This is a genomic window from Helicobacter sp. MIT 03-1616, from assembly GCF_000765685.2.
Taxonomy (GTDB): domain Bacteria; phylum Campylobacterota; class Campylobacteria; order Campylobacterales; family Helicobacteraceae; genus Helicobacter_C; species Helicobacter_C typhlonius.
Genome location: NZ_JROY02000006.1, coordinates 1 through 23,808, shown reverse-complemented (window position 1 = coordinate 23,808; position 23,808 = coordinate 1). Strand labels below are relative to the sequence as shown.

At 39.2% G+C, this 23,808-nt stretch carries 25 protein-coding genes; 13 read left to right on the top strand and 12 right to left on the bottom strand.

The window, feature by feature from the left end:
- Window positions 1-21: 21 nt before the first annotated feature.
- From nadC to LS67_RS05595, 3 genes are all read right to left on the bottom strand, one after another.
- Window positions 22-852, bottom strand: coding sequence for a carboxylating nicotinate-nucleotide diphosphorylase (nadC, locus tag LS67_RS05605; protein WP_034326605.1), 831 nt, complete (start codon window positions 850-852; stop codon window positions 22-24).
- A 113-nt stretch (window positions 853-965) separates the two neighbouring features.
- Window positions 966-1,604: a superoxide dismutase gene (locus tag LS67_RS05600; RefSeq protein ID WP_034326568.1), complete on the bottom strand. Its 639-nt coding sequence runs from the start codon at window positions 1,602-1,604 to the stop codon at window positions 966-968.
- Between the two features lie 121 nt (window positions 1,605-1,725).
- Window positions 1,726-2,709 (bottom strand): radical SAM protein, encoded by a 984-nt coding sequence (locus LS67_RS05595; protein ID WP_034326565.1) that lies wholly within the window; start codon window positions 2,707-2,709, stop codon window positions 1,726-1,728.
- Window positions 2,710-3,081: 372 nt separating this feature from the next.
- On the opposite strand from LS67_RS05595, the gene LS67_RS05590 reads away from it, so the two are divergent.
- The 4 genes from LS67_RS05590 (at window position 3,082) to LS67_RS05575 (ending at window position 7,423) form a co-directional block, all read left to right on the top strand.
- Window positions 3,082-4,416: a murein transglycosylase domain-containing protein gene (locus LS67_RS05590; RefSeq protein ID WP_231944864.1), complete on the top strand. Its 1,335-nt coding sequence runs from the start codon at window positions 3,082-3,084 to the stop codon at window positions 4,414-4,416.
- Window positions 4,416-5,141, top strand: a complete 726-nt coding sequence (locus tag LS67_RS05585) for an arginyltransferase (protein ID WP_034326601.1) — start codon at window positions 4,416-4,418, stop codon at window positions 5,139-5,141. The genes LS67_RS05590 and LS67_RS05585 overlap by 1 nt, the downstream gene beginning before the upstream one ends.
- A 6-nt stretch (window positions 5,142-5,147) precedes the next feature.
- Complete coding sequence (gene thiE, locus LS67_RS05580) at window positions 5,148-5,792, top strand: thiamine phosphate synthase (RefSeq protein ID WP_034326563.1); 645 nt, start codon at window positions 5,148-5,150, stop codon at window positions 5,790-5,792.
- A 62-nt stretch (window positions 5,793-5,854) separates the two neighbouring features.
- A complete protein-coding gene (locus LS67_RS05575) occupies window positions 5,855-7,423 on the top strand; it encodes an SEL1-like repeat protein (RefSeq protein ID WP_052099846.1) in 1,569 nt (522 codons plus the stop codon).
- Between the two features lie 12 nt (window positions 7,424-7,435).
- On the opposite strand, the gene LS67_RS05570 is transcribed toward LS67_RS05575, so the two are convergent.
- Together LS67_RS05570 and purL are read right to left on the bottom strand one after the other, a co-directional pair.
- A complete protein-coding gene (locus LS67_RS05570) occupies window positions 7,436-7,951 on the bottom strand; it encodes a hypothetical protein (RefSeq protein ID WP_052099845.1) in 516 nt (171 codons plus the stop codon).
- Window positions 7,948-10,185 (bottom strand): phosphoribosylformylglycinamidine synthase subunit PurL, encoded by a 2,238-nt coding sequence (purL, locus tag LS67_RS05565; protein WP_034326560.1) that lies wholly within the window; start codon window positions 10,183-10,185, stop codon window positions 7,948-7,950. Before purL ends, LS67_RS05570 begins: the two co-directional genes overlap by 4 nt.
- A 230-nt stretch (window positions 10,186-10,415) precedes the next feature.
- Here purL and ppsA point away from each other — a divergent pair, with 230 nt between their 5' ends.
- From ppsA to LS67_RS05535, 5 genes are all read left to right on the top strand, one after another.
- Window positions 10,416-12,845, top strand: a complete 2,430-nt coding sequence (gene ppsA / locus LS67_RS05560) for a pyruvate, water dikinase (protein WP_034326559.1) — start codon at window positions 10,416-10,418, stop codon at window positions 12,843-12,845.
- A gap of 332 nt (window positions 12,846-13,177) precedes the next feature.
- Window positions 13,178-13,477 (top strand): hypothetical protein, encoded by a 300-nt coding sequence (locus LS67_RS05555; protein ID WP_138109630.1) that lies wholly within the window; start codon window positions 13,178-13,180, stop codon window positions 13,475-13,477.
- Entirely contained in the window at window positions 13,474-13,728 is a 255-nt protein-coding gene (locus LS67_RS05550; protein ID WP_034326555.1) for a hypothetical protein, read from the top strand. The genes LS67_RS05555 and LS67_RS05550 overlap by 4 nt, the downstream gene beginning before the upstream one ends.
- A 245-nt stretch (window positions 13,729-13,973) precedes the next feature.
- Window positions 13,974-14,306: a hypothetical protein gene (locus tag LS67_RS05540; RefSeq protein ID WP_052082231.1), complete on the top strand. Its 333-nt coding sequence runs from the start codon at window positions 13,974-13,976 to the stop codon at window positions 14,304-14,306.
- A 141-nt stretch (window positions 14,307-14,447) separates the two neighbouring features.
- Window positions 14,448-14,792 (top strand): AzlD domain-containing protein, encoded by a 345-nt coding sequence (locus tag LS67_RS05535; RefSeq protein ID WP_052082230.1) that lies wholly within the window; start codon window positions 14,448-14,450, stop codon window positions 14,790-14,792.
- 88 nt (window positions 14,793-14,880) lie between these two features.
- Here the strand turns inward: LS67_RS05535 and LS67_RS05530 are convergent, their stop codons facing one another.
- The 5 genes from LS67_RS05530 to LS67_RS05510 all read right to left on the bottom strand — a co-directional run bounded on the left by LS67_RS05530 (window position 14,881) and on the right by LS67_RS05510 (window position 18,349).
- Complete coding sequence (locus LS67_RS05530; protein ID WP_231944863.1) at window positions 14,881-15,540, bottom strand: hypothetical protein; 660 nt, start codon at window positions 15,538-15,540, stop codon at window positions 14,881-14,883.
- Window positions 15,500-15,817 carry a hypothetical protein gene (locus LS67_RS05525; protein ID WP_052082229.1) on the bottom strand — a complete coding sequence of 106 codons (318 nt, stop codon included), beginning with the start codon at window positions 15,815-15,817 and terminating at the stop codon, window positions 15,500-15,502. Before LS67_RS05525 ends, LS67_RS05530 begins: the two co-directional genes overlap by 41 nt.
- A 115-nt stretch (window positions 15,818-15,932) precedes the next feature.
- A complete protein-coding gene (locus LS67_RS05520) occupies window positions 15,933-17,438 on the bottom strand; it encodes a UDP-N-acetylmuramoyl-L-alanyl-D-glutamate--2,6-diaminopimelate ligase (protein WP_034326554.1) in 1,506 nt (501 codons plus the stop codon).
- A complete protein-coding gene (locus LS67_RS05515; RefSeq protein ID WP_034326590.1) occupies window positions 17,410-18,036 on the bottom strand; it encodes a hypothetical protein in 627 nt (208 codons plus the stop codon). Before LS67_RS05515 ends, LS67_RS05520 begins: the two co-directional genes overlap by 29 nt.
- Window positions 18,037-18,082: 46 nt before the next feature.
- Complete coding sequence (locus LS67_RS05510; protein ID WP_034326552.1) at window positions 18,083-18,349, bottom strand: NifU family protein; 267 nt, start codon at window positions 18,347-18,349, stop codon at window positions 18,083-18,085.
- A 235-nt stretch (window positions 18,350-18,584) separates the two neighbouring features.
- Here LS67_RS05510 and LS67_RS05505 point away from each other — a divergent pair, with 235 nt between their 5' ends.
- From LS67_RS05505 to LS67_RS05490, 4 genes are read left to right on the top strand one after another with little or no spacing between them, the layout of a single operon-like run.
- The gene (locus tag LS67_RS05505; protein ID WP_034326550.1) at window positions 18,585-19,595 is read left to right on the top strand and encodes a DctP family TRAP transporter solute-binding subunit; all 1,011 of its coding nucleotides are present in this window, start codon (window positions 18,585-18,587) and stop codon (window positions 19,593-19,595) included.
- Window positions 19,596-19,614: 19 nt separating this feature from the next.
- Window positions 19,615-20,232, top strand: coding sequence for a TRAP transporter small permease (locus LS67_RS05500; protein ID WP_034326548.1), 618 nt, complete (start codon window positions 19,615-19,617; stop codon window positions 20,230-20,232).
- Window positions 20,233-20,243: 11 nt separating this feature from the next.
- The gene (locus LS67_RS05495; RefSeq protein WP_034326546.1) at window positions 20,244-21,515 is read left to right on the top strand and encodes a TRAP transporter large permease; all 1,272 of its coding nucleotides are present in this window, start codon (window positions 20,244-20,246) and stop codon (window positions 21,513-21,515) included.
- 19 nt (window positions 21,516-21,534) lie between these two features.
- Window positions 21,535-23,124: an inorganic phosphate transporter gene (locus LS67_RS05490; protein WP_034326544.1), complete on the top strand. Its 1,590-nt coding sequence runs from the start codon at window positions 21,535-21,537 to the stop codon at window positions 23,122-23,124.
- 316 nt (window positions 23,125-23,440) lie between these two features.
- Here LS67_RS05490 and LS67_RS09610 read toward each other — a convergent pair whose 3' ends face one another.
- The gene (locus tag LS67_RS09610) at window positions 23,441-23,593 is read right to left on the bottom strand and encodes a hypothetical protein (protein ID WP_156407282.1); all 153 of its coding nucleotides are present in this window, start codon (window positions 23,591-23,593) and stop codon (window positions 23,441-23,443) included.
- A partial coding sequence (locus tag LS67_RS09955; RefSeq protein ID WP_236096356.1) for a hypothetical protein occupies window positions 23,594-23,808 on the bottom strand: 215 nt, incomplete at its 5' end.

Sequence of the window (23,808 nt, the reverse complement as noted above, 5' to 3'; positions counted from 1 at the left end):
AATCTTAGCACGACACAAGTCCTAGCTTTCAATCTTAAGACTTAAATCCAGCCATTGTGCCTGATGAATAAGAGAGCCTATGCTGATAGCTTCCACGCCGCTTAGGGCGTATTCTCGTATATTTGAAAGACTGATATTGCCACTTGCTTCAAGCGTGATATGCGGGGCGTTGGCATTGCGATAAGCGACTACTTCTTGAATCTGTGCTATATTCATATTATCGCACATTATCACATCAACACCGGCATTTATAGCTTCTTTTGCCCTGTCAAGATTCTCGCATTCCACTTCAATGGGACACATAAATGGCAGTCTCTCCATAGCAGTGCTAATAACCTCTTTCAAATCCCCAATATGCGCTAAATGCGTATCTTTAAGCATTAGCATTGTATCAAGCCCAAAGCGGTGATTATGCGCCCCACCATTGCGCACAGAGTATTTCTCCAGCTCCCGCAACAATGGGCGGGTTTTGCGCGTATCAAGGAGCTTTACCGAAGTATCTTTTATCGCCTCTATATAGCGATGTGTGAGCGTGGCAATCCCGCTACTATGGGCGAGAATATTCAGTAATACACGTTCAACCTGCAAAATCTTTATGTAATCCCCCTCTATTTTTGCCAAATACGCTCCTTTTTCAAAAGATTCACTATCTTTATATGAATCTATAAGTGTAAGGTTAAAATACTCAATGAGTGCGCGGAGATACACTTCGCCTGAAAAGATTCCCTCCTCTTTAGCTAAAATATAGGCTTTAGCATTCTTTGTCGGTGTGCATAATTCATACAAATCGCCCCTGCCTAAATCCTCGCTTAGAGAATCCGTAATAAAGCGTAAAACACTTTGTGCCGTCATAACATACCTTTGTAAGTAAAAAAATGTAAGTGTAAGAGCAAGGATAGCATAAAATGCAATCACAACCCCTTAAACCAATGTGGCTAAGGGGGAGATTGCGGAGAGTTGAGGAATTATTTTACGGGGTGAAGCTCATTAGCATAAAACTTGAATGATTCAATCCCGCGCTCAATCGCCCATTTATAAGAAACAGACACAAAAGCCCAATTAATATGCTTCCAAAATGCCTCCAAATACGCAGGACGCGCATTTCTATGGTCGATATAGTAAGCGTGTTCCCACACATCTACCACCAAAAGCGGCACTTTACCTTCAGTTACAGGTGTAGCAGCATTGCTTGTTTGCACGATTTCAAGCTTTTTGTTTTGTGGGTTATACACGAGCCAGTTCCAGCCAGAGCCAAAGAGCGTAGTGCTTGAAGCGATGAATTTTTCTTTTAGCCCTTCAAGTGAGCCAAACTCTGCATTAATCGCCGCACTTAGTTCCGCGCTTAAATCGCTTGTCTTTGGGCTTATGCAGTCCCAATAAAAATCGTGATTATACACTTGCGCTGCATTATTAAACATACCGCCGCTAGATTTAAGAACGATGTCGCCAAGCTCAGCTTTTTCAAACTCTGTGCCTTTGATGAGATTATTGAGATTATTCACATAGGTTTGGTGATGTTTGCCGTGATGATAGGAAAACGCCTCTTCAGTGAGGAATCCGCTAAATTCGTTTGTGCCATAAGGTAATGTGCGTAGTTCAAACATATTTTACTCCTTAAGTATTGTGCGTATTAAGATTCTATGATGTTGCAATAATTTATAGAACCCATAACGGCTTTTAACAAAAATGCAAAAGCGCGGTATTATAATCAATTTTTTTTAATTTTCATTCCACAACTTGATAAAATGTATCTAGCCCTACTCTGCGCTGCTTTATAACGCCTTTTTGGCATAGCTCATCTAAGAGTGCTAAAGTTTTAGAATCTAGCATATTATGCGTATCAATCACGCTCAAAGGTCGCCGCTTAAGTAAGCCCAAAAGCTGCTCGTGTGTGTAATATTTACGCGATTGTGAAGCCTCTAAACCTGTTTGAGATTCTAAATCTTTTTTAGAATCCGCACGAGATTCTAAATCAACCGCGTGAGCGCGTTTAGGGAGATTCACTTGCAAATTCTTATACGCATAAAAGCACTGCGCGAGTTCTGCGAGTGTTTCCTCACTCACCGCCTCGACTTTGTAGGCTGGTGGGCGGTCGATACTGCCTATATCTACACGATGAAGTGGCAAACTCGCCAAAAACGCAGCAACCTCCTTAGCTTGAGCTAGGCTATCGTTTATACCCTTGACAAAAAGCACCTCGGCGACTATCTCGCCTTTAAATTCCGTACAAAAACGCGCTATACCCTCTTTGATTTGTGCTAGAGAAAGGCTAGAATGCGGTCTATCCACGCGCTTAAATGCTTTCTCCTCCAAACTATCACAAGAAAACTTCACAATATCAAGATTCTGTAATGCCTCACGTACCTGTTTTTTCCATAACAGCGAAGCATTTGTCAAAAGAAGTAATTTTATAGAATCTGGCACAATCTCATTAAGAGTGCTAATTAACTCCTGTAAATGCGGATAGAGCGTTGGCTCACCATTTGCAGTAAGCGTCAAAACATCGCATTGATGAACTTCTAGTGCCGCTTTTACAGCTGATACAATCTCGCCAACAGACACAATATGCGACATAAAATCCACGCTCTTAGCCCCTTGTAGCTCACAATACACGCAGTCAAAATTACATTGCTTCCCCTGTGGCGATAAATCAACGCCGAGTGAGCGACCAAATCGCCTAGAATGCACCGGACCAAAAACAATTTCCATATCTCCCGCCTTTCATCTCTTATATCTGTAAAATCCGCTCAATACGCCCTCAATCGCGCTTATTCTTTAGTTTAGTATCCTTTACATATCAGTATCAAATTTATACTTGATAAACAATTTATCAAATCTCTTATAATACTTAACAGCCTTGTTTGCCTAATTCCCTCATAAAAGCTTCAAAAAAAGCGCAGAAGCTTACCTCAAGACATTATTATTTAGAATCCAGACTAAATAATAATGTGGATTATAGTTAAAGAAAACTTAAATTTGTAAAGATTCTATGCAAGATGGATTTATTTACACGAGATTCTCTAAAAGCCGTGCGATTTGCCCCTGCTTGCTTCTCGATTCATATCTCTTAAAAGCCTCAAAATGGATAAAATCTTAACTTTTTACGATAGAATCCGCAACTTTAGCTTGATAAAGCGCAAAGTTTTGATTTTAGTAATGGAGTATGTTTTGTCTATTTTTGCCTCTTTTTGTTGCCAATGTGCTTTCCATCTTTGCGCCTTCTCTAGTCTCTTAACTCGTATTCGTGCATTTATGCGCTATTTCCTTAGCTTTTGTGTCGCACTTAGCATACTTTGCCTCTTGCAATCCTGTGCTACTAACAATACCTATGTGGACATAAATGATGATCCACACTATGCAATAAGGCAAATTGCGGGGAATCAGCTCCGTTCCTATGCAAATGACAATAAGGCACTCTTACGCAATATCCAAGAAGCCAAAAAGCAATACAATAAAATTACCCAAACCCTTAGTGGCAATGTCGCAAAGCAGTGGGCAAATGAGGATATATCCCTGCCCAGCGCACAAACCTATGTAAAATACTCAAACCAATACAAGATAAAAACAAGCATAAATTTTGCTAATGGCGCGATTCGCATAGAGAGCTTAGCGGGGGCTATCGCGCTAGAAAAGGCGATTTCAAACACACTCTTAATGCCACAGAATCCTAGCAATGTAGATTTATACTCAAGCGCGGATTTTAAAATCGAGGGTAAGCCATTTTTAGCCGGGCTTGTAAAAGATAATGAGGGGCAGGATATTCTCACGCAGTGGCGCGCGGATAGATATGCGAAATATTTAATAGAAAATCACCTCAAAACGCGTAAGGATAGCAATGGTAAGAGCGTGGATTATGTGGATTTGCAAATGGTGGGAGATTATCAAAGTAAAAGCGAGCATAGATATGAAGAGCTTGTGCGTAAATACGCGCATAAGTATAATATCTCTCCCGCGCTCGTGCTAGGCATTATCCAAACTGAATCTAATTTTAACCCTTATGCAGTGAGTGCTGCACCTGCTTATGGGCTAATGCAAATTGTGCCAAGCACTGCAGGAGCAGACGCATATGAGCTCATAAATGGCAAAAAGGGGCAACCCACAAAGCAAATGCTCTTTAACCCCGAAACAAATATTGAATATGGCGTAGCGTATTTAAGCATACTTTTTAATCGCTATTTGCCAAATGTCAAAGATAAACAAAGTCAAGAATACTGCGTAATAACTGCCTATAATGCAGGGGCTGGAAGTGTGCTAAGGACATTTCATAATGACAAAAATCAAGCTTTTAATCGTATAAATGCCCTCTCATCGTCTAAAGTCTATGATACCTTGCGCTCTAAACTCCCATCTGATGAAGGCAGACGCTATCTCCTCAAAGTCAGCACATTTAAGAAAAATTACGAGCATATTAAATGATGCGATTGGTTGAATTTTACTCTGAGCAAAAGACTTGCAGCTATATAGATTCAAAGCAGAGTTTGTTTCGGTATTTTCATATCCAAAATGTAACACCGACATTCTACTATGGACTACTTGAACGTGGTTGGAGACGCTTTGGGAATTATTTTTTTACGCCTATGTGTGAAGGCTGCACCGATTGCATTTCAATACGCACCTTAATTGATGATTTCACTTTTAGCAGAAATCACAAGAGATTGCTAAAAAAAGCTCAAAATATTGATATTTACATACAAAAACCCACTATAACTCAAGCACACATAGAGCTTTATAATCGCTACCACCGCAAGATGCAAGACAAAAAAGGTTGGGAATACACTCCAACCACGCCAGAATCTTATATGGATATGTTTGTTGAAGGACACCAAGACTTTGGCTATGAGTTTTTATACTTTTTAGATTCCCAACTTATAGGCGTGGGGCTTGTCGATGCACTTTTTGATAGTATCACAGCGGTGTATTTTTACTATGACCACGACTTTGCCGCTTATAGCCTTGGCACACTCAATATTTTAAAACAAATCCAAATTGGCAAAGAAAATGGGCTTAAATACTTTTATCCGGGCTATTGGATAAAAGACCATTATTGTATGGGCTACAAAGAGCGATTTACGCCTTTTGAAGTGCTTAAAAATATCCCTGATGTGTTTGAAGCACCCATTTGGGAAATGTATAATGGATAAGAAGTTATGAATCCTAAGTTACAAGGCATTTATGCGATTTCAGATGAGATTCTCACTCCTTATGAGATTTTGCCTCAATGTTTAGAATCCGCTCTCAAAGCAGGGGTGAAAATCTTTCAGTTGCGTGATAAAAGCCATAGTGATTCTTGGCTTTATCCTAAGGCAAAAGAGCTTATGGCATTGTGTGAGAAATATAATGCGCTTTTTGTGATGAATGATAGATTGAATCTCGCCTTAAAACTAAACGCTCCTGCTTTGCATTTAGGTAAAGATGATGGGGTAATCGCTCAAGCAAGAGAAAGTTTCAAAGGAATTTTAGGTGCTTCAAGTTACGCAGATGTGCAGAGAGCAAAAGATTTAGAATCTCTTGGTGTGGATTATGTCGCTTTTGGAGCGTTTTTTGCCTCTCCTACGAAACCAAATGCCCCTCTTGCACCTTTAGAGATTCTAGAATCTGCCAAAGCAAGTTTAAACATTCCCATTTGTGCTATCGGGGGAATTAGCACTCAAAATATACATTTGCTAAAAAATGCTGATATGTGCGCTGTCATCAGCTCTCTATGGCAGTGTAAAATACAAGATTCGCCCTTAGAGATTAAATATCAAAATATCTATCACAATGCCCTTGCCTTGATTCAATCTTTAGAATAAGATAAGACAAATATCAGTAGAATCTAACTTTTAGCATTTATTAAATTGTTGTGGGGGAAATTATGCGTTGTTTGCTCTTGTTTATCTGTGTTTTATGGTTTTGTGGTTGTGCTCATTTGAGTGTAGATTCTCAAGTAGATTGTGGTAATGCAGAGGATTGTATGGCAAAAGGCTTTGAATTTTTTGATGAAGCAAACTACACTCAAGCAGCACCATATTTTACCAAAGGTTGTGATTTAGATAGCAGAGGTTGCTTTATTTTGGGCGTTCTGTATTATGAGGGTAAAGGTGTAAAACAAAATTACAATAAAGCTAGAGAATTATTTGAGAAAGTTTGTGAGTTAGGTGATGAGGGTGCTTTGGGCTGTATGTCTTTGGGTCAATTATATTATGAGGGCAAAGGTGTGAAGCAAGATTATATAAAAGCAATAGAATATACCACAAAAAGTTGCAATATGGGTGAAATTGGGAGTTGCTATAATCTAGGACTTTTATATGGAAAAGGTGAGGGTGCAAATCAGGATTCTCTAAAGGCTAAAGAGATTTTTACTCAAGTTTGTAATCATAAAATAACCGCAGGAAAAAGTGGTGGTATTCCCGTTACAGACTTAATGTATAAACCTATGGGTTGCACTGCGCTGGGAGATATGTATTATTATGGATATGGTATAAAGCAAGATTATATAAAAGCAAGAGAATTTTATACTAAGGCGTGTGAGAGTATAAGGGGTGTAGCTGGAGCTTGCACAAATCTAGGTATTTTATATGATAAAGGTATGGGTGTGAAGCAAGATTTTGCAAAAGCACAAACGCTTTATATCAAAGGCTGTGAGCTAGGAAGTGGAGCAAGTTGTGGTAATCTAGGTTTAATATACTATCAAGGTAAAAATGTCAAGCGAGATTTTACAAAAGCAATGGAGCTTTTCACCCAAAGCTGTGATTTAGGCACAGCAAAGGGTTGTTATCAATTAGGTGAGATGTATTATCGTGGTGATGGTGTTTTACAAGATGATAGAATCGCATATGAATTTTTGAGTAAGGCTTATAGTATGGATAAAAGTCTAGATTACAACAACTTAGGCTTACTCTATGCTTGGAGTGAAAATGTCAAGCACGACTATGCAAAGGCAAAAGCAATTTTTAGCAAATCTTGCGATGAGGGTAATAGTATAGGTTGTGTGAATCTCGGTGTTTTGTATGCCTATGGCAGAGGAGTAATGACAGATTATACAAAAGCAGTGGAACTCTATACACAAGCTTGTAATATGGATAATCGTGTTGGTTGCTATAATCTAGGATTACTTTATGACGAAGGGTATAAAGGAGTTCGGCAGGATTATTTCAAGGCGAGGGAGCTATATGCTAAAAGTTGCGATATGGGCAATGGCTCTGCTTGTTTTAGTTTAGGTTTGCTCTATAGCGAGGGTAAAGGCGTAAGGCAAGATTATATCAAGGCAAGAGAATTATATACAAAGGCTTGTAATATGGGTGAAGCAGGGGCTTGTAATAATTTGGGAGTTTTTTATACTTATGGAAAAGGTGTGAGGCAAGATAAAGCTAAAGCAAGAGAGCTCTTTGGCAAAGCTTGTGATATGGGGAATCAAAAAGGTTGCGATAATTACAGACAATAAATAAATCTAAATCTACCACTCCTCCCCAATGCCGAGCATAATGCACTTATCAAATCGCGGCAATACGCAGTAAGCATAAATCTTGCGCCCTATGCCAAAAAATTCCATATCTGTCAAATATCGTCCATCAAAATTAAGATAAAATATATGCTCATCATTTGGGGTAAGCCTTGCGCCAATGCCTACACCGCCCAAATGGCTGTATTTAATAAATTCGCTAATAAATGCTCCCACAAGCACGATACCGCCACGCAAAGATTCTCTATCTTGCTGTGAGAGTGTGCGATAGGCACTATATTCTACAATAGGACGCGCAGGACGTGAGGAATAAAGAGGATAATCTTTCTCTAAAGCTTGCTTTTTGACTTGCTCTAAGTAAGATTCTAAAACTTCCGTATTGCGCTCTAAATAATATTCACCATTTTTTGGGAATCTAAAGGGATTTGGCTCTTGGTTTATTACAGCATTCCCCTCTGCTAAAGCTACACTAGCCCATATAAAAGCAATAAAAAAATATAGAATCTTCACAAATCCTGCTCTATCATCTTTTCAAAGCTCTTAAAATAAAGCTCACTCATCTCTTCAAGGCTAATATTAATCTCATCAACGCAAAAAATATCCCCGCCCACGCAGCCTATCTCATTCAAAGGTATTTTATGCTTTTTAGCGAGATTCATAAGTGTAGGGAGATTCTCGCCTACAACCTCTACAATAATGCAGCTTTGAGAGGGCGCAAAAAGCAAGTGAGAGGGTAAGCTCGTATGCACATTACAGCCTACAAGATTCCCTTTATCATTGCATAGAGCCATTTTAGCAAGGCTTATAGCTACTCCGCCCTCACCCACATCTTTTGCCGCACTTAGAATCCCACTATCACGCGCTTCTAGCATAAGATTCCATAAATCGAGTTCTTTTTGTAAATCTATGTGTGGTATTGCCCCATATATACGCCCCTCACACAGCTTTTGCACAAGTGAGCCGCCAAATTCAGCCCTTACCTCACCTAGCAAAACGAGCGTATTTCCTTGTGTTTGAAGAGACGAAGGCAAAGCCTTTTTGACATCATCTATCATACCTACACTCACAATACTGGGCGTGGGGTAAATATCTATGCCATCACTTTGATTGTGTAATGAGACATTCCCGCTCACCACAGGAGTATTGAGAATCTTACACGCTTCCTTAATCCCCTCGCACACCTCTTTAAAGCTCCACATCACCTCTTTATTGTGTGGGGAGCCAAAGTTGAGGCAATTACTAATCGCTAAAGGTTTCGCGCCATTGACGATTGAGTTTCGCCCTGAAGTTGCTACCGCGATTTTTGCGCCCTCTTGCGGATTAAGATAGCAATAGCGCGGATTGCAATCCACACTCATACTTAAACCTATATTGCTATTTTTTATGCGTATCATACTCGCATCGCCACTTCCTGCAGGAGTGATAGTGTTGCTTTGCACACTGCTATCATATTGGCTATATACCCATTGTTTATCTGCAATTTCCACGCTAGAAAGCAGTTTGCAAAAAATCTCTTGTGTGCCTAAATCTGTCTTAATGCTATCTGCTTTATCCTTTTGGGTTGGGATTTCTCGCACAGGCATATCAAGTATTGGCGCGTTCTCGCTTAGCTCTTTAATTGGAATCTCCGCACATTTCTCTCCGTGCCAAAAAAGCTCCATAATGCCACTTTTTGTAACTTCTCCAATAATTGCTGCATCTACTTCCCATTTGGCAAAAATATCTAATACCTGTTGCTCACAACCTTTTTTAGCGCAAATAAGCATTCTCTCTTGAGATTCGCTTAACATCAATTCATAAGGATTCATTCCTTCTTCGCGCATAGGCACTTTATCAAGGTGCATAATCATTCCGCTACCGCTGCGCCCCGCCATTTCAAAGCTCGAGCTTGTAAGCCCTGCCGCGCCCATATCTTGAATCCCAACAATTAAATCTTGCTTGAAAAGCTCTAAACACGCTTCAAGCAAAAGTTTTTCTGCAAACGGGTCGCCTACTTGCACCGCGGAACGCACAGCCTTTGAAGTAGAGCTGAAACTATCACTGCTCATCACTGCTCCACCTAACCCATCACGTCCTGTCTTACTCCCTACATAAATAACAGGATTCCCTATCCCTTCAGCTTTTCCATAAAAAATCTCATCTTTTTTGACTAATCCTAAACAAAATGCATTTACTAAGATATTACCATTATAGCAAGATTCAAAACTCATTTCTCCGCCAATGGTAGGCACACCCATACAATTTCCATAACTCCCTATGCCCTCTACCACGCCACGCAGTAAATAGCGATGTTTGCGCCCTAATGCACCTTTATCATTCACATCGCCAAATCGTATGGAGTTTAGCATCGCCACAGGACGCGCACCCATTGTGAATACATCACGCATAATGCCCCCTACTCCCGTAGCTGCCCCCGCGTGAGGTTCAATAAAACTCGGATGATTGTGGGATTCTATTTTGAAAATCGCACATAGATTATCACTAATCTCAATTACACCCGCATTTTCACCGGGACCTTGCACGACCCAAGGCGCACTCGTAGGAAAACCCTGCAAATATTTCTTGCTCGATTTATAGCTACAATGCTCACTCCACATAGCCGAAAAAATGCCTAACTCTATGAGATTTGGCGCACGATTTAAAATCTTCACTATCTCATCATAATCTGATTGTGAGAGCTTGTGAGTCTTAAGTGCCTCATCAATCTCTGCAATCTCACCCAAAAGATGTGTAATGTCTGCCATTCTCTACCTCGCACACAATGTTTATAAATCTGCTATCTGCATAAGCTCAAGCCTTAAAACCATAAAAAAGCGCGAATTTTATCATAAGTTAGCTTTTTTTTGCTTTATGGTAAAGAATGCGACAAACTGAACTCAAAAGTTATATTAAAAAGCTGAAATTTAAGTTTGCGATAAACTTTGATTAAATACAATTTACGCGCTTTAAATGCACGATAAGGAGAAAGCGCAAAATGAAGTATATTAAGTTTTTTAAAGAGCTGAATAATAAAGATGTGCCAATCGTTGGTGGCAAAAATGCAAGTATTGGAGAGATGTTTCAAGAGCTTGTGGGTGAGGGTATTAAAGTCCCTAATGGATTTGCTATCACAAGCGAAGCATATTGGTATTTGCTCGATTCTGGTGGCATACGACAAAAAATTATTGATTTGCTTGATGGCGTTGATGTAACTGAAATTGATGTACTTAAAACGCGTTCTAAAAAAATTCGTGAGCTTATTTTTGGCACACCTTTTCCTGCTGATTTGCGCGAAGAGATTTTCGAAGCATATAAAAGACTAAGTGAAGAATATGGTATGAAAGATGCTGATGTAGCCGTGCGCAGCTCTGCAACTGCTGAAGATTTGCCCGATGCAAGTTTTGCAGGACAACAAGATACATATCTCAATGTGAAAGGTAAAACAGAGCTTATACACTATGTCAAATCTTGCCTTGCTTCACTTTTTACTGATAGAGCGGTAAGTTATCGTGCTTCAAGGGGGTTTGACCACTTTAAAGTTGCCCTTTCTGTGGGAGTGCAAAAAATGGTGCGCGCGGATAAAGGAAGTGCAGGGGTGATGTTTAGTATTGATACAGAGACAGGATTCAAAGATGCGGTATTTATTACCTCATCTTGGGGGCTTGGCGAAAATGTCGTAGGCGGCACAGTTAATCCTGACGAATTTTATGTATTTAAACCTACACTTAAAGAGGGTAAGCGCCCTATCATTAAGCGACAATTAGGGCATAAACACCAAAAAATGGTTTATGCACCGCGTGGAAGCGAACACCCTACAAAAAATATCAAAACAACTCAACGCGAGATGAAAACTTTTTCTATTACAGATTCAGATATTCTCACACTTGCGCGTTATGCGATAAAAATTGAGGAGCATTACACAAAAGAGGCGGGAGAATATCGCCCTATGGATATGGAATGGGCAAAAGATGGCGATAGTGGCGAAATTTTCATCGTTCAAGCCCGCCCAGAAACCGTGCAAAGCCAAAAGAGCAAAAAAAGTGATGGGCAAAAGCTAGAAAAGTTTAAGTTCGTTAATCCCGAAATTAAAAAGGAAGTTATCCTTGTAGGTAAAGCGATTGGAAGCAAAATTGGCACAGGTAAAGTGCGTATTATCAATGACATAGAGCATATGGATAGCTTTAAAGAGGGTGAGATTCTCGTAACTGATAACACTGACCCTGATTGGGAACCAGCAATGAAAAAGGCAGCTGCGGTAATTACAAATCGTGGCGGACGCACTTGCCACGCGGCGATTGTTGCTAGAGAAATCGGTGTGCCAGCTATTGTTGGTGCGATCGGTGCAACTGATAGACTATATAGCGGTATGGAGGTAACTATTTCGTGTGCAGAGGGTGAAGAGGGCTATATCTATGATGGTATCCACGAATATGAAATTGAGAGTATTGAGCTTGACAATCTCGGCACTCCAAAAACAAAAGTTTATATGAATGTGGGTAACCCTGAAAAAGCTTTTGGTTTCTCACAGATTCCAAATCACGGCGTAGGTTTGGCGCGTATGGAGCTTATCGTGCTTAATCAAATCAAAGCACACCCTCTTGCTCTCCTTGATATCCAAAATGGCAACACAAAAGGCTTAAAGGAAAAAGCAGAGATTGAAAAGATTATGAGCGGATATGAGAATCCAAAAGATTTCTTTATGAAAAAAATCGCTGAAGGTATTGGTATGATTTGTTCGGCATTCTATCCAAATCCTGTTATCGTGCGCACAAGCGACTTTAAATCAAATGAATATCGTGGTATGCTTGGTGGAATGGGATATGAGCCACACGAAGAAAATCCAATGCTAGGTTATCGTGGAGCAAGCAGGTATTACTCTGACCAATATCGCACTGCATTCGAGTGGGAATGTCAAGCGTTAGCTATGGTGCGTAATGAAATGGGACTAACAAATATGAAAGTAATGATTCCATTTTTACGCACACCTGAAGAGGGTAAGAAAGTGCTTGAGATTATGCGGCGCAATGGTTTAGAATCTGGTAAAAACGGCTTAGAAATTTATGTTATGTGTGAATTGCCTGTAAATGTGATTTTGGCTGATGATTTTTTAAGTATGTTTGATGGATTTTCAATTGGTTCAAATGACCTTACGCAACTCACGCTTGGCGTAGATAGAGATGGGCAACTTGTAAGCCATATCTTTGATGAGCGCAATCCCGCAATGTTTGCAATGTTTAAGAAAGCTATAGAATCTTGTAAACGTCATAATAAATACATTGGTATTTGTGGGCAAGCTCCAAGTGATTACCCAGAAGTTACTGAATTTCTTGTCAAAGAGGGCATTAGCTCTATTTCACTCAATCCAGATTCTGTAATTGCTACTTGGCAAAAAGTTGTGGAAGTAGAAAAAGCATTGAAAAAATAAGAAATATCGCACACAGGATTCAAGAAATGGGTTATTTTGATTTAGATATCCATAAAATACGCGAAGAAATGATAAGTGAATATTCAAAAAGCATAAATTTTAAGCTATCTTTGTGAGAAAATCGATGAGTGGTGGGATACTCATCAACATTTAAATTCTTCTTTTCAACAGATAGCTTTTTTGAATTTTCTATTTTTGAATCTTCAAAAAGATGATTTGGCACAAATCATTCAATTTAATCTTAAAAGCCGTATTTTTGCTTTTTTTATTGATGGACTTCCTCAAAATACAGATTTAAAGAAGGACATTTATTTGGTGAGTAGGGAATGGGATTGGGTGCTATTTCACTGCATTCAGATGATATTTATGAAAGCTTAGATATTGATTTTCTATCTTTAAGTGTTTGTAGAGACATAACTTTTACGCCTACAACTTTTCTACACACCAACGATATTGTATCCAACCTTACTGATAAGGAATTTTTGAGTATGTTTAATACTAAAGCGCGATTTATATCAGGCAAAAATGTCAAAGGCAACAAAACTCAAATTAAACCACTTGCATTTTACAAGCAGGGAATAGGTGTTGGATTCAATCTAGACTTTAGGATAGACAGGAATGTAGGAGAGTGATAGGACTTGATAATACATCAAAGGCACTTATCAACAAACTAAGAGAGATTTTAAAAGAATGCAGTATTAATACTTTTGGTCAAGATGGAACTTTTGCAATACTTGCCAATAAAAAAGTTTTACACGGACGAACAAAACTTAATCAAATAGATAAAATAGAACAAAAAGAGTATAATCTACACTCGGCTCTGCGTGTGCTTTTGCATAGCAAAGGTATTGCAAGAAAGGATTTTATGGAGAATGTAATATGAAAAAAGATTATTTCATAAATGGTTTAAAAGATTCCTCTATATTTGGTGTATCTTTTATATTTCTTTATCTCTCTATTGGTGCTAATGCCTATGCAAATGCTCTAGGAATCTTTGAAAGTATTGCTACTACTTTGTTTGTGTATTTTCCACACCTTTACAATTTCTCCTTGTGCAGAGTTATCAAGAGGGCTATAATATTCTTATCCCGCTTATATTGGCGATGAATGCAAGATTTTTGCTTATGAGTGCTACACTCTCACCCTATCTCAAAAAAACAAAGTCTTGTGTGGCTAGCACTCTCAAGCATTCTTATCTGTCCATCTGTATTTAGTGGCTGTATATCGAAGTTTAAATCAATGAGCGCATATCCATTTGCTTATTTTGTTGGGCTTGGATTACCTATATGGATTGTATCGCTTATCTGCACGGGCATAGGTGCGAGTATGGGTGCAACCCTCAACTCACCAGAATTAAGGGAAATTATCGCTCTCGTGCTACCATTGCAATTTACCGGACTTGCTGTGAAACATTATCCTAATATGAAAGAAGTAGAAGCTATTTTTGGGGTTTTCTGTTAGCTCCTTTTGTTATAGCACTTTAGCTCACATTACTACCTCCTTATTATCCCCTTTATAGTAGGTATGTTAATGTTAGCCTATGACGAGACACAAAGAGCAATATAAGACAAAGCGACATCAAACACAAACTAAGGAGCAAGAATGAGTATGTTTTGGATTCTATTACTTTTTTCAGCAATCACAATCTTTATATGCAGAATCTTACCATTCATATTTGCTAATCACGCATTACTTGGTAATACAGACGGCGCATTTTATCGATTTCTCACTTATAGCACACAAGCTATGCTCGGGGCTATCGTGTATTCTACCGCATTTTTCACACACGATATTGTAAGCTTTCTTGGTGATTTTGCCTTGATTGATGGAGTGAAACTCATACTTTTAGCTTTTGTATTCTTTGCTACTCTTTGGACTAATCGCCTATTGAGTGCATTTTTACTCGCGCTTGTCATTTTTGTGGGATTTGTGTTGGGTTTTACGTGAAGTGAGCGCGAAAAATAACTAAGCAAATTCTCAACAATCTTTCAAACACACGCGCAACACAAATAAACACCTTAGATTCTTATAGAATCTAAACAAAAATAACAGGAATATCTGGATAATTTTGGGTATTAGGATAATCTAAGCCCGGAAGTGTCGCGCTACCCACAATGGGCTTTGCATCATTTGGCATTAAGTCTTTACGCAAATATGATACTTCTATAACAGGACAAAAAAACAAATTTTCCGCAAATAACAACTCCGCATTATTATTAAAATGTGTATGGATAGGCACAAAATATTTATTTATCTTTTCTAATATGCTTAGTCGCCTTTGCGTGAGGGCTTCATCATCAGGGTAGCAATTATGAAATTCAAATAGAATCTGCGGAAAATATTGCGCTAAAAGTGCTATATCAATACCCTCTAACACCTCCCATTCCACATCTTCAATATCACATTGCAAAATGTTGTGGGCATTTTCATCAAAATGATTGTCTTTAATAATCTGCTCTAAAGTAATTGTGTTGTGAGATTCTGCTGCGCCGACAAATTTTTTAAAAAACTTAATGTTTGGGTGTTTGGGATAAGGAGAAGATTCTATACTTGCATCATACTCAAGAACTTCATAACCCATATCTGCCATTTCTAAATCAAAAGGAGAGGATTCAGATACGCCTAATGAAACAACTTTTGGAGAAGAATTGCTTTTAAGCGCGGGGGGGGGGGCATAAAAGAACATACCCACCATCAGTTTGCCCGCCGATACGCACAAGATTAAATGAAAGTGAGCGCACGGGATTTATAAGTGAGAAATAAGCAAGGGCTTTTTCTTTGTTGCGTATTATCTCTGCTTTACTAAAGCTCTTTGCTAGCTCAAGCACAACATCAAGTTTGTCGATATGAGCCACCATTTGTGCCGAGATGAGAGAATGAAGCAATTTGTCTTGTGTCTCGTATATAGCTTTAACCCGAGATGGCATCTTAATGATATTTTTCATATATCTCATATATCTACGACATTGCATAAAATCTCCTTGTATCAAAATAAGTGCGTATTGTAGCATAGTTTTACAATACCCTTAAGCTTAAGAAGTGCGTATTGCGACTTTAAATCTTTTTTATAAAGAGCCTTATGTGCGTCTATTTACTCGCATTACTTTTTTTAAAATAATCTCTCACCACTTCCCTATCATCAAAATGTATTTTTTGTGTGCCGATGATTTGATAATCCTCATCGCCCTTACCTAGAATCAGCAACACTTCATCATCTGCTAGTTCATCAAGGGCGCGGTGTATAGCTTCTTTACGATTAATCTCTACACATACGCACTCACTCCTTTCTATCCCGTTTAAAATATCATCTATAATGCTCTGCGGGGATTCTGTGCGCGGATTATCGCTTGTAATATATATTTTATGGGCATAATATGCCGCACACGCACCCATTTTAGGACGTTTGCTTTTGTCTCTATCGCCCCCTGCACCAAAGACAACGGCAAGTTTTTGATGCCTAAAACTTTCAAAAATCTGCTTCATACCATCGTGTGTATGGGCAAAATCCACAATCACAAGCGGTTTTGTATGCACGACTTCCATACGCCCACCTACACCGCCAAAATTCCCCAAAGTCGCGGCAATAGATTCTAAAGATGTATGGGTGAGAATCTTCACTCCAGCAATACCAGCAAGAATATTATACAAATTATGTTTGCCATATAAATGCGCCTCTATCGCGCTTTTATCCACTTCATTCTTATGCTGCCACACGATATGCGCGTCTATGCCAGATTCTAAAGCATAGGCAGAAACATTCAAATGCCCTCTCTTTTCCACACCATAGTAAAACGCCTCCTTATCCGCACATCGCGCGTGTGGCTCATCAGCATTCAGCAATTTTGCACCCTCGCCCTCAAAAAAGCTATTTTTTACTCGGCGATACTCCTCAATACTTTTATGATAATCCAAGTGGTCGCTCGTAATGTTTGTGAGAATCTTCAAGGCAAACTTAAGTCCTGCTACGCGCTCTTGCTCAATGGCGTGCGAACTTGCTTCCATAATGAAAAAATCACAACTCTCTTCTTGTGCGATACACAAATCCTCATAAAGCTCGAGCAAACCGGGCGTTGTCAGCCCCTTTTGCCTTATCTGCTTGTCATTTGCAAAAAATCCTCTCGTGCCAAGCAACGCCACCTTATAGCCCAAATCAAGCAAAATCGAGTAGATAATCGCCGCGGTTGTTGTTTTGCCATTTGTGCCCGTAATCCCTACGATTTGCATTGCGGATTTGGCAAAAAGCACATCATAAAGCTCATTTGCCTCTATAATATGAATCTGCGAACAGGGAGTTTTCATAAGCCCCTTAGAATCTACACAAACTTTGCCTTTTTTGGAAACTTCATCTCCTTGAGAATCCATAGAATCCACATTAGATTCTAAATCACCCTCCGTGCTTTGCAAGGCTATGTGCTCTTGGAGTTTTGCCACAAATGGCGTGTTTTGCTTGGTTTTCACAAGGAGTAAGGAATCGAGTTTTAGTTTTTCATCTTGCGCTACTTGATTACTCAAAAACGCCTCAATCACGCGTGTATCATCGGTTAGTGCGTTATAAACTTTGCCCCTATGCTTTATGTTTTTTGTGAATATCATTGCCAACCTTTTGCAGTATTTTCTCAAATTCCTTGTCGTACATAATATTTTTCTTAAGAGATTCTATATACTCAAGCGACATATCTTGATAATCATTCTCCACCAATTGATTAAGGAACTCGTAAAAATCACCCTTGTTTGTAAAAATAATCTTCGTGCTGAAAATCAAATCCTCAAAGGCTCGTTTAAAATTATCCTTAGCTATGCGCTTAAAATCCTGATACAAAATCCCATCAATCGCGTCTGCACGGAGATTCTCTATGCCTCTTAGAAACGAAAAAATCTTATTTGTGCTTTTATCAAGACTTTGAATTGTTTTTAGAATCTGCGCCCTAGCCTTTGTCTTGCTTATCTCTTGTGAAAGTAAAATTTGGTAATACTCATATATGCCTAGAGCTTGTTCCTCAAAGTCCTGCGCCATATCCGCTAAAAGGAGCCCGATAAGTGATTCTGTATTCTCCGAATCAAGCTGTAAATTGTGTGAGAAAAGCTCAAAGGCTTGTTTGTATTGCTTTTGTATAAAAAGTGCAAAAGCTCTCTTATTGTTTTTATTGACTTCACGTCTTGTGCGTATATCTGTTAATTTTATCGCTTCCATACTGCCTCGCTTATTCTGTGCTTTCTGCCCACAAGATTCGCAAATTTTATAATGTAGTTTCTTCTCCGTGCCTAACATTCACAATGCTAATATCGGGGTGAATTTCTTCTTTTAAACGATTTTCAATAGCATACTTGAGCGTATTTGCTGAACTTGGACAGCCCTTACACGCACCCTCAAGCCTCACATACACTTTAGCATCTTTAATACCAAGCAGAGTAATATCGCCACCATCTAATGTTAATGTTGGTCGAACCTTCTGTATCACCATTTCAACGGGCATTTGCAGTTCTTCATCACTAAATGGAAACACCATAACTCCTTAAGAATCTTCATTTTATTTTGTTTCATTGCTAGAAAAACCTATTCTAGCCTATTTTTTCAAATACTTATCAAATGCCATTTTTTGCCTCATAGCGTATAATTAAGAGTGTAGAATTGTTTATAAATCACACATAAGAAGCGCATTTTCATATCAAATTCCGCTCTTATAATGAATCTTAATGCTTTTTATATATAGAATGCAACAAAACTCAAAAGGAGTAGCAATGAAAAAACTTTCAATTTTAGCCCTAATCAGTGCAATAAGTTTAGGGTTTATAGGCTGTGGTGAGGGCGAAAAACAAGCAAAGCAAGATGTTTATAAGGTAAAATTTGCCCACGTAGTGAGCGCAAACACACCCAAAGGTCAAGCTGCTGATTTTTTTGCTAAGCGCGTAGAGGAACTAAGTAATGGCAAAATCAAGGTAGAAGTTTTCCCGAGCGCACAACTTGTTGATGATGATAAAGTCTTTCAAGAGCTTACGCGTAATAATGTGCAAATGGCAGCACCGAGCTTTTCAAAATTTACCCCTATCGCGAAAGAGTTTAATATTTGGGATGTGCCGTTTTTATTCCGCGATACAGAGCATTTGCATAAGGTAATGGATGGTGAAGTGGGGCAGATTCTAAAAGATATAATTTCTAAGCGGGGCATTGTTGCATTAGATTATTGGGACGCAGGTTTTAAACAATTTAGCACGAATAAAAAGCCTATTGTCCTCCCAGAAGATGCGAAAGGGCAAAAAATGCGTATTATGAGCTCAAAAGTGCTAGAGGAGCAAACAAAGGCAATTGGTGCGATTCCACAAGTGTTACCTTTTGGCGAAGTATATTCTGCACTCTCTACCGGTGTGGTCGATGCGGCTGAGAATCCTCTCTCAAACCTCTATAACTCAAAGTTTTATGAAGTGCAAAGCTCTGTTACACTCTCAAACCACGGCTATTTGGGTTATTTGGTAGTTGTAAGTGATGGATTTTGGAAGCAACTCCCTGATGATTTAAAAGATATTTTCACTCAAGCTTTACACGAGGCTACAGAGTTTGAACGCATAGAGAGTGAAAAAGAGGAAAAGATTCTATTAGAAAAGCTAAAAAAAGACGATGCAACAAAAACACAGATTTTTACCCTCACAGACGAGCAAATCGCTACTTGGAAAGAGAATATGCAGGCTATTTATCCTAAGTTTTATAACATCGTGGGACAAGACTTGATTGAAAAAGTATTGCAAGTAGAATAAGGGTAATTGAGGTTGAAAAATGCTTTCTTTTATTGCTAAACCATTTGTGTGGGCTCACCATAACCCACGCGTTCTTCGAATCTTTGCTATCTTAGATAAGATTATCGCCTCTATCAATAAAACTATTGCGGTAATGGGCTTAACCATTGGTGTGCTTATCACAGCAATAAATGTATTCTGCCGCTACCTCACAGGGCTTTTTCCCGATACTTTCCAGCTCTCACTTACTTGGGCAGAGGAAGTTGCGCGCTATTGCTTTTTGTGGTCGGCGTTTTTTGGCGCAGCGTATGGATTTAGAAAAGGTGTGCATATTAGCGTAACTATGCTTTTAGATAAATTTCCTCCAAAGCTCGCTAAAGCTTGTGTAATATCTATACATATCATCAATTCTCTTTTTCTTGCATTTATGGCTTATGCTGGGATTATGGTGTGCTATGATAATTATATGCTTGGCTATATGAGCGAGGCTCTGCATAATGTGCCCTTATGGATTTTCTTGCTTTGTTTACCTTTTGCTTTTTTTGGCGCAACTTATCGTTCGATTGAAAAAATCTATGAAGTATCTTGGACAGACGCAGACAAGGTTGTAAGAAACGCAGAAACTGAAATGATACACGATTCAGTCATAAAAAATTAGTAGGGCTATCAATGAGTGTCGCATATTTATTGCTTGTGTTGTTTGGGTTGCTTCTTTTGGGAGTACCCGTAAGTATTGCCTTAGGCGTAAGTGCCATAAGTGCGCTTTTCTTTTTTACTTCATATAATATTGTTGGCTCGGCTGAAATTATGTTTAATGGCTTGAAACCTGCGCTTATGGCAATTCCTATGTTTATCTTAGCTGGCTCTTTGATGAGCAAAGGTAGCTCAGCTCAACGCATTATTAGCTTTGCTACTTCGCTTGTGGGGCATTTGCCCGGTGGGTTGCCTATGAGTGCGATTTTGGCTTGTATCATCTTTGCTGCGGTAAGTGGCAGCTCTCCTGCAACCGTTATCGCTGTTGGTTCAGTGATGTTTGTGGCTATTAAAAACGCTGGTTACCCTAAAAGCTATGCTGTGGGTGCAGTCACCTCCGCGGGGAGCTTGGGGATTCTTATTCCGCCTTCTGTGGTAATGATTGTCTATGGCGTAACTGCCGAAGTATCGATTGAGAAGCTATTTATAGCTGGGATAGTCCCAGGTGTAATGATAGGTGCTATGATGATGCTCTATGCCTACATAGGTGCAAAAAGGCTGGGATTCAAAGCAAGCAAACCTGAAAGCTTTAAAATAAGATTTAAAAAATTCCGCGAAGCGTTTTGGGCTTTACTTATCATTTTTGTCATCATTGGTGGTATTTATGGGGGTATTTTCACCGCCACAGAAGCCGCGGGTATTAGCGCGGTGTATGCGTTTATCATCTCTGTTTTTGTATATAAAGACATTAAGTTTAAAGAACTTTATGGTGTTTTTTTAGACGCGGCAATTACCACTGCGATGATATTTTTCATCATCGGCTTCGCTGTCGTTTTCGCACATTTTTTGACAAATGAGAGAATCCCTCATCTCATCGCCGAATTCCTCGTGGCACAAAATATGAGCTGGTGGGCATTCCTCATACTTGTTAATCTCGTGCTATTTGTTATGGGGCAGTTTATGGAGCCAAGCTCTGTCATTATGATTATGACACCCTTACTCCTACCTATCGCATTAGCCTTAGGTATTGACCCCATACACTTTGGTATCGTTATGGTTGTCAATATGGAGCTAGGAATGCTCACACCGCCTGTGGGACTAAATCTTTTTGTGGCAAGCTCACTTACTGGACTAAGTCTCAAGGATGTAACAAGTGCCGTGTTGCCTTGGCTTTGCGTGATGCTGGTTGGCTTGCTACTTATTACATATATCCCGCAAATCTCTCTCTGGTTGCCAAACCAAATTTAATCAAGCTAAAGGAGGTTTTATGGAGTTCAAAGACATAAAGCACATAGAAAAAGCGCAGAAATTTAATCGCGAAGACGGCATTAAGATATTTGTTGTCCTCATATTTTTCTTAGTCATTTCGCTCATTGCTATATTTGTTCATACAGGACACAACACACTTCTGCTCGTGTTTGCTACTATCGTAGGCGGCTATATGGCGATGAATATTGGCGCGAACGATGTGGCAAATAATGTCGGTCCAGCTGTGGGCTCTCAAGCCATAACGCTTGTAGGCGCGATTATCATAGCGGCTATTTGTGAAGCAATGGGAGCTATCATCGCTGGTGGAGAGGTGGTAAGCACCATCAAATCCGGTATCGTAGATGCTAGCCAAATTACAGAATCTAGAATTTTTCTCGCACTTATGTTAGCCGCCCTACTCTCTGCTGCGGTATGGCTTCATCTCGCCACTATTATCGGTGCACCTGTCTCTACTACACATTCGCTTGTAGGAGGTATTTTGGGGGCAGGTATCGTAGCTGGTGGAGCTGGAGTGGTAAATTGGAGTGAACTTTTACGCATTGCTTCAAGCTGGGTAATTTCACCGGTGCTTGGTGGCGTCATTGCTGTGCTTTTCCTCATCATTATCAAAAAAAGTATTACCTATAAAGAAGATAAGCGCGAAGCCGCTAAACGTGTTGTGCCTATCCTTATTTTCATTATGACTTGGGCTTTTAGCCTCTATCTCATCATTAAGGGCTTGAAAAAAGTCTTGCCAGAAATTGACTTTGGCATAGCTGCAGGGGTTGGATTTGTCATAGCGGTGATAACATTTTTTATCGTGCGCCCAATTGTTGCAAAAAAAGCAGATTCAATCCTCAATACAAAAGAGGATATAAACTCGCTTTTCACAATACCGCTTATCTTTGCAGCCGCACTCCTAAGCTTTGCACACGGCGCGAACGATGTGGCAAATGCTATTGGACCACTCGCGGCTATTAGCGAGGGACTGCAGTCTATGGTTAGCGATGCAGTCGCTGCTAAAATTCCTGTGCCATTTTGGATTATGCTTATTGGAGGTTTGGGAATCTCACTGGGACTTGCCCTTTATGGTCCTCGGCTCATACGCACCGTTGGAAGCGAAATTACAGAACTTGACAAAATGAGAGCATTTTGTATTGCTATGAGTGCGGCACTTACCGTGCTTCTTGCCTCTCAACTTGGCTTACCTGTCAGCTCAACACACATTGCGCTTGGTGCAATTTTTGGTGTTGGATTCTTAAGAGAGTATTTAAAAAAGCGTTACTACGAGATGCAGCAAACAATCATCGAAGCACACAAGGGTAAAGACGCGCAGGAAGTGGAAGCTTTTTTAGAGAGATTCAATAAGGCGAGTATTAAGAAAAAAGGCTTAATGCTTGAAGCTTTGAAGAACAATAAGAGTCTTAACACAATGCCTCGCCTTGATAGAAAAGAGCGCAAATCACTCAAAAAAGCCTATAAGCAGGAGCTTGTAAAGCGAAGTGCTATTAATAAGATTATTGCTTCTTGGCTTATCACGGTGCCAGTATCTGCGCTCCTTGGTGCTTTTACTTATTTTATTATTATCAGTGCCGGATTCAATGTATAGAATCCATAAATGTATGAATCTGGAGAGTAAGTCAATATAGCAACCTTACCCCGATTTTGTGTAAAAGGATATTTTAAATCCATAAAGTGTTATACTTTTTGCCTCAAGAGGTATTTCACATTTTATAGAATCCCACCCAAGCATCAAGACTCTAGCACTTCCATTCCTTTAATCTACTTAAGACTCAAATCTTAAGTAGATTATAATGCTTAGAAGTTATAAATATAGCGCACACTGACATCGTATTTATATCCTACTATAAGATTCCCTGTCGCTTGGGAAGCAGTAATCTCTATATCACGATGTTTAACAATCACTAAAAATCGAGGGCAAAATCAAAGCTCGTCCTAGTTGTTGGTATATTACTAGGAATCTCATCAAATGCTTCGGTATTCACAAGAGCAGATATTAATAATCCTAAAGCTACAACCAAACCTATCAACAGCTTTTTTATTGAAAGCATCTTCATTTAATAAATTTGCATTAATGCAGTTTCAACTCCTCTCCCACAATTTTTATATAAAAACAAAGTCAAAGTGAAGTAAGGTAAGGAAAAAAAGGTAGGTAAAGCAAATAAGTAGCATTTACTTATTTGCTTTAATGTCTTTCTTATTCTAATATACTTTGGCAAAGTTTCTAAAAGAAGTGAGATTTGATAAATCTTATAAGAATCTTTAAATAAGG